Source organism: Mycoplasmopsis bovis PG45 (assembly GCF_000183385.1).
Classification (GTDB): domain Bacteria; phylum Bacillota_I; class Bacilli_A; order Mycoplasmatales; family Metamycoplasmataceae; genus Mycoplasmopsis; species Mycoplasmopsis bovis.
The window spans coordinates 989,138-1,003,404 of record NC_014760.1; the positions used below are offsets into that span (position 1 = coordinate 989,138).

Genomic DNA, 14,267 nt, shown 5'->3' on the forward strand with positions numbered 1-14,267 from the left:
TGTTATTTACCTTTCAATAAGTCAACAGGCTTCATCTTATTAATTGTTACTCAAACTGATATAGATGTTATAGCAAATATAGTAAGCATTAAACCTGAAGTAATAAGAACATGTCATCATTTTAATGATAATAGCAATGCAATTGAAGACGAAGAAAGCAAGAAACCGCTAAATACACTGATCAACGCAATTACAATTGGTATTGAAATAACTATAGCACTAACTAAGAATGGTATAAATGCACCAAAGAACATCATTAATTTTTCTTTTTGTGAGTATCCTAATATTGACCATATAGCTATATTTCTTTCATTTTCGCTGACAATGATTGATGACATTATAATCAGAATGATCAACGAAATCACAAAGTTTATAACTATTATAAAAATACTAATTTGTTCTATGGTTGATCCAACCTGAAGAACAAAACCAACTTCAATATCTTTTGAATCGATTGAGCTGCTTAGAGCAATATACAATTTATTATTATAAATTTTGCTAAATTCATCAATATGCAACTTAGCAGAGCTCTTTGCGCTTTCATATAATGACTTACTAAATTCATTTGCGCTTGAATCTAAGAATTTGGCAATTTCATTTTTAGTTAAACCATGTTGAGTTTCTATCACACCTTTTTTGTCAGGACTTCCAAATATTTCATCAAACATTTTTTCAACAGTTCCATTATCAAGTGAACTGACATCAAATCCATCAAGACCAGCTCAATATCCACTTACTGAATAAAGACCAGCAGATTCAGTGACTTGAACAGGATTAGCATTCTGAGTAAGCACACCATTAAAACCATTATCAATGTCAGTCATACCTATTAATAGATTTGCTGCTTTGTGAGTTGTTATTAACTCATCATTTATATATGTTGGATTTATGCCAACTATTTGGAATTTAGCATTTGTCTTTTTGTTGTACTCATTTTTTAAATCAGCCTGTTTCACAGGGTCATTTTCATAAATTTTTTCAATTATTTTTTGCTTGTATCTGTCAACTCTATTTCCGATTTTGAAGTCAATTAAATCATTTATGCCTAATTTGTGTTTCTTAGCAAACACATCATTAACAACTAATGGATACACATTATTCTTAACTTCATATTTGTCTAAGACTTCATATAAATTATTACCTGCTTTGTCAATTAGCTTGACTTTAGCATTTTTAAAATCAACAGGTTTTCTATATCCATATATCTTTGCAGATACATTATTATATGTTCCGCTTAAATATGTGTATGTTTCATCATAACTTTTATCAAATAAAACACCACCAAAGCCTATAAAATAGTCATTTACTCATTGTCTATTTAAGTCTGATTTATCAATTAATCAAAAGTCAGAACTGTTATTTGATTTAGTTCAATTGCGGATAGGATTTGTTATTGATTTACCACTAGCAATCATCTTTTCATGTTGCTTTCTTATAACATCATTCTTTTTATATGCTCTTACTAAGAAATCTCTGTATTCTTTCCTTCCACCAGAATTTCCTGTTTTGATAATCTTCATTACATATTCTTTATTAACTTCATCTCAATGAGCAAGTCTAAAACTTCCTTGTTTATCATTAGGTGACTTGTAGTACTTAAAGAAATCATATTTCTTTCCAGATCCATCTTCATAAGACATAAGTCCATTTGAATCAACCTTGATTATAGGCTTATTAGGATCAGTAATTAATTCTCCATTGTCATCAAGACTTTGTGTCCATTCTAATTGGTGGCCAACTAGATCTCTAATTTTATCTATTTTAGCCTTCTGACTATCAGGCATTCCGTTATAAGCAATTAATCATGGATCTGCTGATACACCTGCATCTACTGTAACATTAACGCTAAATTGTGACAGTATATGCGGCGACTTATCACTTGGCATACCATTATCATTGTTATTTGGATTAATTATGCTTGACTTGCCAGGCTTAAAGTAATCTGCGGTCTCTCTATTTCCTTCATTCAATGAACCAATAGGAGTATAAATCAGGTTATTTAGTTCTTTTGGATTATATAATGAATAATCTCCGCCTTCAACAGTAGACGATTCTAAATCCACCTTAAATTTATAATCTCTATTTTTATAAGTGTCATTAATTGTTTTATTGAAAGACTTAAAGTTAGCTAACCCGAACATTGTTGCTATTGATGTAAGTAGCACAGAACTGCCAAAGGATGCTAATTTCCAGAAACCGCTATAAGCAAGAGTGAAACGGAAACGCTTCTTGACATTTTTCTTGTTAATAAACTTCTTCTTCATAAATGTGAATAGTTTGCCTTTAGGAGCTTCGTCCACACCAGTAATTAAGTCAATTGAACTCTTTCTTAATGAAATAAGTGCCACTACTATAATTAACAAACTCATTCCAATAAATGGAATAAACACATTAAAGAAAAGCGCGAAGAAGTCAAAAGGTATAGCCGACTTAGGCAGCGTTCAGTAATTAGAAAACACATTTTGTAATAGTATTTGTGTTCTAAACCCAATTGAATATCCTAATATACCACCAATTAATGAAGTTACCGCAGCAAACGATAATAATGAAATTGCAATCTCAATTGATTTATAACCTTGTGCTAGTAATATACCAAATACTTTTGCCTTGTTTGCTATGTACCTTCTAATAATGAATATTATGGCAACTGACACCATAATAATAAATAGTGTCATAAGAGCAATTATTGATGATGAAATAACACCTATCATTCTTTCAATTGTTGTGATTCTTAATGCTCTTTCAGGGTTAATTGGATCTAATTCATTGTACAAAAAGACTCTCTTTAACTTATTAGCATCGCTAATCGAACTATCAACTATATTAATGATATTTCTTTTTGCAACTTCATTGCTGTTTTTCGAACCATTAACAACTAATAAATTCTTTTTAATAACATTTCCTTGATAAGCAGCAACAACTCTAGAAAAACCATAATTATTTAAATAAACTAATGCTTGATTCTGAGTATTAACTTGTAAATGATTTTCATCTATTACAGGGTAAATATAATCAATTGTTGTATCTTCACCAACTATTAAGAACTTAATGCCATTGACATCTAAAATATATTTATCATCAATTGTGTTAATTAAGCTCTCCATTTCAACATTGTTTTTTGGAAGTGTGCCATTATATATAGCTTTATTATTCTTCGCTAAGTATGCATAATTAACTTTTGCATAGTAGCTATTAATATCATTAAACACTATATCTTTTAATTCTTTAGGTTCAACAATTCCGTTTATAACCTTACCAGCCAAGTTCATAAAGTCAATACCAAAAACTGTTGTTTTTTTGTTATTTTCATTAAATAACTTATTAATTCTAGCGCCATCTAAAGAAAGTGTAATTTCTTCATTGTAATCTAAAGGAACTAATGATGTGTCATTGTTTGATCATATTTGTTCAAAATAAGCTTCTAGTTCTGACTTTTTAGATTCATCTCTAATAATTTCTTCAAAATTACCAATTCTGCTTAAAACTATATATGCAAGATTGCCATTAATGCTTCCTAAATTTTTCTTTTGAGTTGAAAGAAATGAAGTCATTAACTGTGGATACATACTTCTTAAGACTGGATTAATAATTATTCTAGATAGGCCAAATAGCTCAATTGGGAAGTTAATTTGCATAGATCTTGTAATTGATAATGCAATATCTCTTATGTCTCAAAATTCTTTAGTTGAAAAGTATTTATCTACTGACTTCTTAATAGTTTCATAATAAATACCGTTAGGTGCATAAATTTTGCCTTCTTCAATAGGCTCTGTCTCATGTTTTGAGTATTGTTGACTGGCACCAATTAATCCTAAAAGCTCTATTAAACTGCGTTTTTGGCTAATTAAGTACTTCCTAAACTTTGGATTTTCGCTTGCTAATTTTTCGACTTTATCATTAGTAAATTTGCCGTTATTTTGATTAAATAATGTAACCTGTTCAGGCCTATGTAATGCTATTGAAAGCCCGAATTTATTGTCTGCAGAACTTGGTAAGTTTTCATCTTCGGCTAGCTTATTAATATGCTTTAATATATCTGAATCAATGCTTAATTTTAAGAAATCGTTAATAAACTTTAATGCTTCTTTTTGGTTTGCTTCCTTATTAAATGCAAGCATATTAATTCAAGGCAATAGTAGATCAAAAGCTTGTGCACCTAGTGAAAATTTATTAGTTATGCTTGCTTGTCCATAAGCTCCAATTAAACTTTTAAATGTTTGCCAAGTGGCATCTCCATCACTAAAGTTGTTGAAGTCATAAATCAAATCAGCAAGCGTTTTATTTTTTTCATCAACAACCTTTATTTTTTCGTTTATGCTGGTTGTTGTTTGTTTAAGGAAGTTTTCTATATTAGTAAGTTTATCAATTACTTGTTGATTAATAATCGTCTCATTAGAAATAACATTAAATCTTTTTAGTGTTTCAACTACTTTAACATCTAAATCAAATATATTGGCTGAGTTTCTTTTATGTAATAAAATGCTGATAATATGTTGTTTTGCTTTGTCAATTTCATTGAAAATTTGTTGATTTTTGAATATTGCTTTGGATTGGTCAGAACTTAAAAGTGCAGGGAAAAATGCAAGAAAGTCACTAAAGCTAAGTTTATCAGGATCACTATCTGGAATTATTGTTGTGCCTGTCCCATTTTCTACTTTTGATTCAGTAACCTTACTAGATAGATTAAACATCTTAATAAGATTATCTTTAAATTCTCTGTTTGTGCCTGGATTCTTGAATAATCCGTAAATTAAGGCCATCATTCCATCTTTAGGTCTTATGGTTTTAAGTGCTACTTTTTCTTTTAACACCTTCTCTTTATTTAATTCATAATCAAATGTTGATTTTTTATATTCAAAATAATTAGTTTCTAAATGATTATCTAGGTAGTCAGATAAAACGTTGAAATCAATATTTTGCAGAATGCTGTTTAGCCCTGTTTTAATGTTGTCGAATTTTCCATCTTTGCTTATTTTTTTAAGCAATACATTAATTCCATCAATTAACGAAGGCACAGATGAATTTAATTTCTTATATAGAAAACTATTTTTATCATCTAAACTAACTATTTTTTCAAAATCTAAATTATCTATTAGTTTCTTAAGCCCTGTTTTAAGAGTTTTTTGGTCAACCGACTTAAATAATCAGTTAATCAACAATCCAGAGCTTAGTCTGTTAGTGTATTTGTCCTTATTATGATCAACTTGCTTCCTTCACTCATTTTTATATCAATCATTAGCATATTGACTAAACTTATAAGCATCTATACTAGTTATTATATTTTGAAACGCATCAATAACTTCTTTAGGATCTTCTGAAAAATTAACAATATCTTCAGCACTTAAATATTTACTAATATCAATGCCTGCTAATCCATTAATTAATGAGTAAATATTATTTACCTCATCAATTACATATTTCTTTTGATTTTCAAGTGTGCCTTTTTCACTTATTTTAGCTTTAATCTTTTCAAAAATATTGAATAAAACACTTTTGAAAATATTGCCAGAATCACTATGACTAAGCTCATAAAGTAAATCTAACCCAATTTTTGGTAACAATTCTCTATTTATTTTTGATGATGTAAATGCGCTAGCAAAATTATTGTTGTTTAATACTTTCTTAAGCGCATTTGTAATTAAAAAAACATTTTCCTGTGAAATAAATTCTTCTTTAACTAATGCTGAATCTAATAATTCCTTTTCGATTGCTTCAGAGAGAAAGTCAACCTTGCCTGTTGCTAAAATATCATTAATTAATTCTGCTTTTGGAGACAAAAATTGTGTCGGAACATACGAAATGTTTGCTAATGTTTGGTCTTTTTTAACTCAGCCTTCATCATCAGTTTTAATAAATTTGGTTGCTAAAGTAATCTTGTTTTGCTCCATTCACTTTGTTAAAAGACCTTTATCAAACCCTAATTGGTCTATGCCTTCACCATATACAGTTTTTCAAAAAAGCTGATTGTTAGAATCTGCTAAAGTAACTAATTTATACCTATTTCCTCTAAAGGTTATCCCTAAATTTAATTTCTTGTACTCACTCTCTAGTGTATTTTGATCAATACTTCTATTATTCTCATTAACTAAATATTTGTTTAATAAAACAATTTTTGAATTTTCCTTACGAATAGCTTTTGTAACTGGATTCATATCAGTGACTTCAGCAAATTCATAAATTGGTTCAACATACTTAGGATCTGGAAAAAGATTCTTGCCTATAGTCTGGATAAGAAGCGAAGCAATATAAGGAGGTAATTGATTTTGCCTATAAACTGATTCATCAAATCTACTAGTTGGTATAAGTGCACTTTTGTTCTTTTGTTCTCCGAAAAGCTTGCCGACATTAAGTTTTATGCCATCAACTTCACCGTTTTCATCTCCAGTGTTTATGAAATGAAAAACATTTTGCTTCTTTGTCTTTTCATCTATTGCATCAACAGTTATAGTTTTTCTTAAACCTATATTTTTTCTACCACCAACCTCTTTAGCAATCTTGTCTATGATTATGTTTTTAGTTACTTCATATGCTTCTTGCTTTATAAAGTTAAAATTTTTATTTTTTAAGTCTTTATCATTTATTGCGTCAAGCAACTTTCTCTCATAATTAGGATCTTTTTTATCAATAAATGTTTCAATTTCAGCTATAGTCTTTGCACCAGATTTACCAATTTTATAGGTAGATCCGCCTGGAAAATTTGATCTTGATTCAGAAATATTATTGTTTGTATCATCGCTGTTATATAATTTTTGCTTTGCATCTAATTCGTTAATTAATGTACTTATATTAACTTCTTTTTTAGGAAAATTAGATGAACCATATGGCACAAAAACAGTTTTTATATTTTTTGTTCAGTTTGAAAACTCTTTTAAGTTTTTTCACTTCCTATAATTAGCTGAATTATGATCATCTTTGCTTTTTTCAAGTTCATCAACAAATGTTTTAAAAGCACCAGTTCATTGATTTTTCTTATCACCAACATATGTTGTATGATAATTCCATCTTTCAAATGAGACATTTCTATATTTTTTAGCAAGCAAATTCTTATTAATTGTTATTTTAGTGTCTTTTTTGATTGTTATAGTTTTTGCTGGTTTTGCGTCTATTGTTGATTTATCATAAAAATCACTAATTGTTCACTCGCCTTTTACTTTTGACTTTTCATCCAATAATTCCGAGTTATTTGACTCAGCTTTGTCCAAAAATTTTGATAATTTGACATCATTATTACCTTCATTTATAAAGACAAAATTGTTGTCTCCAAGTTTTTTAAATCCAAACTTTTCAATTCATTCATTAGCAGGAATAATAATTCCTTTATTTTCGGCTACCCAACTATTACCAACACTATATTCATTTGTGATCTTTTTGTCTAAAACATTTATAAATAAGGGTTGAACTTGTTCAGCATAAACAATATTTGGCTTGCTAGAATCGGTTCCTTTTTTTAAGATCATTAAATCTGAAAGCTTGAGATTGTCTTTATCGAATTTAACTTTATCAGAACTATTTAAACTTTGGGTGTGTCTAACAATTTCAAATTTGTTGCTTTTTTTCTCATAAATGTTAAAAGTTCTATCAGTTTGTTTTAATTTAAAACTAGCATTGTTTGCATCGTTTTCATTGTTCCCTAGCTTAAATTCAACAATTGAATTGTTTTTATTAGAACTATAAATTGAATATAAAATATCCAAATCATCTCTTCTAAGATAGTAGTTGCTATTGCTTTCATTATTTTCATCAATACCAGTAAAATCACTCAGTTTAATAAACTCTGTATTTTGTAAATACAAGACATTTTCAACAGAATCTCTATATTCTCCAGTCCCGTTAGCTAAATAATACTTAATTGGTTTATATTCCTTAACTCCATTATGCCCTAAAACTTCTCCATTAACAAAATAACCCTGGTTGTATGCACTACCCTGGCTAGGTAAATTTAAGTCAACAGATAAATCATGTTTAACAGATAATTTTTTATAATTTTCAAAACCAGAAACAATTGATGATCTTAGTGATGAAAGCAAGGTAAAAACAGCTGAAGTAATGAAAATAAGTATACTTAAGCCTATGACCATAATTTTGTTTTTTGATAAGGACTTAAAAACTTCTTTTGATAATCTCCACATAGCAAATTTAATCCTAAATATAAAGTGTAGAAATTATAAATATAATTTATTAAAAATAAATTATTTAATTTTCACAGCAGTCTGCCTAAGTTTAAGACTGCCTATTCCTTTTTTATAGGTATTTTAGACAAACTAACAATTATGCGTTTTCCTTCTTCTAAAAAGAAAAAAACGATGTTTTTACATCGTTTCCGGTTTTTCTTCAGACTTTCCTTCTAAAATATCATCAATTGTTAAGTTAATATTTTCGGATTTTTCTTCTTTTTTCTCTGAAGGAAGCTTCATATTTTTAGCAATATACTCAATCTCTTCAGCAACTATTGTTTCTTTTTCCAATAATGCTGTTTTAATCAATTCATGAAGTTCTCTGTTTTCTTCAATAATTTCCTTAGCTTTCTTTTCGGCTTCAGTTATTATGTTTCTAACTTCGATATCAATTTCATGTGCAACTTGAGCAGAAAATTGTGCTGACTTTAAATAGTCTCTTCCTAGGAATGGAGATCCTTCATCTTGTTCATATTGGATAGGACCTAGTTCAGACATACCTCACTCAGTGACCATTTTTCTAGCAATCTTAGTTGCTTTATGTAAGTCATCAGAAGCTCCTGTTGAAACATTTTCTTTTCCATAAATAATTTCTTCAGCAGCTCTACCGCCCATAAAACTAGTGATCATAGCAATAAGTTCTTTTTTGGTGAGATTGTACTTTTCTTCTTCGGGTGTCATTAAGTTATATCCGCCTGCTTGACCACGAGGAATAATAGTAATTTTTTGTACTTTATTTGCACCGGGCATTTTAATACCAACAACAGCATGTCCTGCCTCATGGTAGGCTACCATTGTTAATTCACTCTTAGTTATAACTCTATTCTTCTTAGCAGGTCCTGCCATTACTCTGTCTATAGCTTCGTCAATGTCATCACGCTCAATGATTTCCGAGTCTCTTCTAACAGCAAGCAATCCAGCTTCATTTATAACATTTTCTAATTGAGCACCAGAGTAACCAGGGGTTCTTTTTGCAACTTGAGCTAAGTTAACATTTGGAGATACTCTCTTGCCTTTAGCATGTAAGTTAAGAATTTCTTCACGTTCTTTAACATCAGGAAGTCCAACAGTAATTGTTCTGTCAAATCTACCAGGACGGGTTAATGCAGGGTCTAAAACGTCAGTCCTGTTTGTTGCTGCAAAGAATAGAATTCCGTTGTTTTCCTTCATCCCATCCATTTCAACAAGCAACTGGTTAAGTGTTTGTTCACGTTCATCATGACCGCCACCAATACCTGATCCTCTAGTTCTACCTATTGCATCAAGTTCATCAATAAAGATTATTGCGGGTGCATTTTTACGAGCTTCATCAACAACAGTTCTAACTCTTTTTGCTCCTAAACCGACAAACATTTCAACAAAGTTTGATGCTGAAATAAAGTAAAAAGGAACATTGGCTTCACCTGCGGTTGCTTTGGCTAATAAGGTTTTACCAGTACCCGGTGGGCCTCCCAATAAAATACCGTGTGGCATTCTTGCGCCAGCTAATTCATATTTTTTAGGGTTTTTTAAGTAGTCGACAATTTCTTTAATTTCTTCAACTGCTTCTTTGTTTCCTGCGACATCTTTAAAGGTTTTATCACTTTTAATTTTTTGTGCTGGGTTCTTTTCATCTCCAATAGCACCAATCATATTCATGCTTCTTTTCATCATTGAACGGTACAATCAGAAAAGAATAATTATCCATAATAATGTAGGTAATATTGAAAGCGCAATTCTAGCGAATGTGTTGGTTTTCTCTAAGACTATTCCTGTTGTGCTTCAATTATTAGATATAACGTCAGCAGAAACTCCAGGATGTTTTAATAAATTAATAATTAGGAATTCCTTGTCTCCAATAAAGAACTTATCAGGGAGGAACAAGAAGGTTTTCTTAATTACTTCACCACCAAGGCTTATTTCACGGCTTCTAGCAACACCATTATCAACAAATGTATATTTAATGACATCTGACACACTGTCTAGTTTTACTTGCTCTAAGTATGTATTGTCTTCTAAACTTGCAGTGGCTGCTTTCACATCATTTAAAAAGTCGTTAAAATTACCAACTTTCACTTTGGGTTTAAAACGGTTTCAGAGAAGTAATGTGACTATTAAAAGAATTACTGCTGATAGTATTGTTCAAAGCACAATTTTAGCTATCTTTTGCTTTCTTTCGTTTTCCATACAGCTCTCCTTCCTTTTTATTTATATTATTGTTTATAATTTTAATGTAATTTTAAAATTTAGTCGAAAATTAAAAAACTAATTTTCCGTGCTTTTTTTGCATAAAAACATCATTTTTTAACAAATAATTGCTTGTTCTATTTTTGCTAAGAATAAACTCTGCTACTGAATTTATTTTTCCTTTTGATAAGCTAATATTAGAAAACTTTTCATAAATAAGTTTATAAACTAATCTATCTTTGTTTTTGAATTTAGCAAATGTGTCCTGGCTAAAATTGGTATTTTTTCACTCGATATATTCAGACAGCACTTCATTTTCTGTCATCTGCAAATTTTGATTTAGTTTATTAATTTCATCTATAATTTTACTTTTTTCCTTGTTTGATAGGTTTTTTAGTCTATCTCTAATTTTGTTCCTAGTATAAATAGTTAAATCATTTGTATAATCATAGGCATAATCGATTTTATTTTTATGCAAGTAGTCTAAAATTTCACTCTTAAACACCTTGTTGACAAGTGGTCTCAAAACATTCATTCCAAATATTTCGTTTTGTGCTCTTATGCCAAAAAAATCAGGCTTCCTGTTTGATTCTTTTTGCATAAAATAACTCTCTATAAAATCGTCTTTTTGATGTGCTAAATACAAAGCTTCACAATTGTATTTTTCATACAGTTTTTTGAAAAAATCAAACCTAATATTTCGCGCCCATTGTTCAAAATTTCCTTTAAAACAGGCGTTCTTGTCAATTTCTAAGTGCTCAAATATAATCTCTTTTTCTTGGCAATACTTTCTAACTACTTCTACATCATATGATGAGTTTTCTCGAACATTATAGTTAACTGTGGCTACAACAATATCTTTTCTTTTGCTATATAACAAATCAAGCAAATACATTGAATCTGGACCGCCACTAACACCTAATAAAATCACTATATAACTCTCTTTTTATTATCAGTATTAAATTTGCTTGTCACATAATTTATGTCGTTATAAACTAATGATATTGCAGCATCAGCTACTTTTTCTAACACTTCCTCAATAATAAGCATTTCTTCTTTTGAAAACAGTGAAAGAACATAGTCTTTTATAGATAGATTATTACTTGCTCCAATTCCTACTCTAATTCTTTTAAAATCATTAGTTTTAAATTTGCTCATTAAGCTTTCTATTCCTTTATGTCCGGCACTAGAACCACCAATTTTTATTGCTGCTTGTCCAACTGAAAAACTTAAATCATCATAAATAACTATTATGTCAGATGAATCAATCTTGTAAAAATTAGCTATTGAATAAATAAAATCACCCGACTTGTTCATATATGTCAAAGGTCTGGCTAAAATAAATCCGTCAGATATGACAAATTCACCATTAAATTTCTCTTTATTAAGAGAAATATTTAGCTTTTCACAAATTTTATCAATTGCTAAAAACCCTGCATTGTGTCTTGTAAATCTATATTCGTTTCCTGGGTTTCCTAATCCAACAATCAATTTCATTATTCTGCCTCTTTCTCAATAAGCATTTTCAAGTTTGTGTAGTATTTTAAATCAGCATTCGGGGATTGAATTTTTTGAGCATATAAATCCATTGACCCAAGGAGCAATAATTCCTCTTTTGCCCTTGAAACAGCTGTATACATAAATTTTTTAGTAAACATATGTTCAACTCTATTCCTTAAAATCCCGAATATAACACAGCTTGCTTCTGACCCTTGAAACTTATGCACTGTTATAGCATATGCTAACGATAAATTCTCTAAAATTTCGCTTTTTGTATATTTAATCTTCTTGCCATTTCCAAATGCAACAATTATATGTCCATTTCTGTTGTTCGAACTTATCTCTTCAACAATTCCTATTTCACCATTGAACACGTTTTTATCGTAATCATTTATTGTTTGAATAACTCTGTCACCTATAAACAAGGTTAAATTATTGTAAATAAATAAATTTTTCTTTGTGCCTGTTCTTTTGACATTTCAATCCTGAAGTCTCTTATTAACTTCATTTATTCCTGGCTGACCTAATTCTAAATATGAAGGAAGTAAAATTATTACATTATCAATAGAATACTTATTAGTCTTTTCTTCATATATTCTGACAATGTTATTTAAAAACTGGGTGCCATTTTGTTCAATAAACTTGACATTAGCAGTATTTAAATTTGGAACCTTGTTTTCGTTTATAGATATAAAATGGTCAAATATGTCAATTTTATCTGTTCTATGCACTTCTTTTAATACAAATGTTGGAAACTTCTGACTGTTTATTATATCTTCTAATAAGTTCCCTTTTCCAATACATGGTAATTGGTCTCTATCACCCACAAGAATTAATTTTTCAATGCTTTTGCATATCTTTAATAATTCATAAAATATTGGTAAACTGACCATCGAAAACTCATCAACCACAACAACTTTGACTGGGTTCTCTTTTTCAAACGATTCAATGAATGATTCATCTTCATCAGGCTTTGAAAGTTTTAAAAAACTATGAATTGTTTTAGCTTCTATACCTGTTTTATAAGTTAATATGGTAGATGCTCTACCTGTTGGAGTTAAAACAGCAATGTCTTTTTTCTTATAATATTTACCCTCTAATAATGTCTCTACAATATAAGTGATTAAATAACTTTTTCCTGTTCCTGGATAGCCAGTTATTACAGAGATCGGATTATTTAATGCACTAGAATAAGCTTCCTTTTGTTCGTTTGATAAATTTTGTGATGGTAAGGGAATAATTTGTTTCTTTATTTCTTGATCTCTTATTTTTATAAGTTTTTTGCTAATAAAAAGTTCTTGTTCATAAATTTCATTCAATGAAAGTCTTTTAGATAAGTTATCAAAATATATTTCACCACGTTGAATCATTATTTTAAGAGACTCAATGATTAAATCATTGGGAATACTATATTTTCCCAACAATATACCTAATAATGAAACAATGTACGATTGTTCAAAAAGTGTACTATTGTCAGAATTATCATTTCTATATAAATCATAAAAATTTCACAATTGCCTATAAAGCGGTGTGTCATCGTAGTACATTGAACAAAGACTACTAAAATTGGTTCTTAATATTTTGTAAGTAAACGCTCTTACTTTTTTGTAAGCATCTAACTCAGGATTAATAATCGAAGCAAAAGTATCTACAAGTTTAAAATCAATTCAGTGATCAACATATAATTCATATGGATCTCCACCATTTTTGTACCTGCTAACAAAATCTTTATTTTCAAATTTTGTATGCAGTTTGTCATACAGCTTCAAAAGACCATGTTCATAAAAAAAGTCATAATCTTTTTGATCGAAACTTTCAATAAACGCCTTTAAATTTTCATATACCGCTGTTTTAAGCACATTTTGGACAACAGTAACATCCTTAAATAACTCTTTTATACTTGATAAGTTTAATTCTTTTTTTATTTTCTGGATCCCTTTTACCCCTAGGCCGCTAACATTACTTACTAGCATTTTTTCAACATCACTGTCGTTATCAGGACTAACAATTTTGCAACTAATCAATTCGTATGATTGGTTTTGATACTTAGAACGTTTAAATGATTTTGCTTTAATTTCAATATCATAAAAACAAGAACTTTTAATTCCTTGTTTACTACTATAAATAAAATAACGTTCTTTGTCAGAAATAGACTCAAAAATCCAGAGCTCTCTTGTCCCACTACTGTCAGCCCCGCTTCATTTGATTGTTAAAAACTTTCCTTTTAATTTAATTAATTCTTGATTACTGTTGCTTGATACAATCATTTTTATTAATTATAGAGCAATAATAACCTTATGAATTAAATTAAGCTCATTAATAGTCAAACTACATATTAACAATGAACTGTGGATAACTTGTTAGAATACTGTGGATAACTTGTTATATAAACACTTTATAAACTAACAATATTAATTATTATTTATT

5 protein-coding genes are annotated in these 14,267 nt (G+C 29.3%); all 5 read right to left on the reverse strand.

The window, feature by feature from the left end:
- Window positions 1-2 precede the first annotated feature (2 nt).
- Window positions 3-8,129 carry an ABC transporter permease gene (locus MBOVPG45_RS04315; protein WP_013456479.1) on the reverse strand — a complete coding sequence of 2,709 codons (8,127 nt, stop codon included), beginning with the start codon at window positions 8,127-8,129 and terminating at the stop codon, window positions 3-5.
- A gap of 180 nt (window positions 8,130-8,309) precedes the next feature.
- The gene (gene ftsH, locus MBOVPG45_RS04320; RefSeq protein ID WP_013456547.1) at window positions 8,310-10,340 is read right to left on the reverse strand and encodes an ATP-dependent zinc metalloprotease FtsH; all 2,031 of its coding nucleotides are present in this window, start codon (window positions 10,338-10,340) and stop codon (window positions 8,310-8,312) included.
- 70 nt (window positions 10,341-10,410) lie between these two features.
- Window positions 10,411-11,271, reverse strand: a complete 861-nt coding sequence (gene tilS, locus MBOVPG45_RS04325; protein WP_013456466.1) for a tRNA lysidine(34) synthetase TilS — start codon at window positions 11,269-11,271, stop codon at window positions 10,411-10,413.
- Window positions 11,271-11,837, reverse strand: a complete 567-nt coding sequence (gene pth, locus MBOVPG45_RS04330; RefSeq protein ID WP_013456042.1) for an aminoacyl-tRNA hydrolase — start codon at window positions 11,835-11,837, stop codon at window positions 11,271-11,273. The genes tilS and pth overlap by 1 nt, the downstream gene beginning before the upstream one ends.
- On the reverse strand, window positions 11,837-14,107 hold the full coding sequence (locus tag MBOVPG45_RS04335) for an AAA family ATPase (protein ID WP_013456018.1): 2,271 nt from the start codon (window positions 14,105-14,107) through the stop codon (window positions 11,837-11,839). Before MBOVPG45_RS04335 ends, pth begins: the two co-directional genes overlap by 1 nt.
- Between the last annotated feature and the right edge of the window lie 160 nt (window positions 14,108-14,267).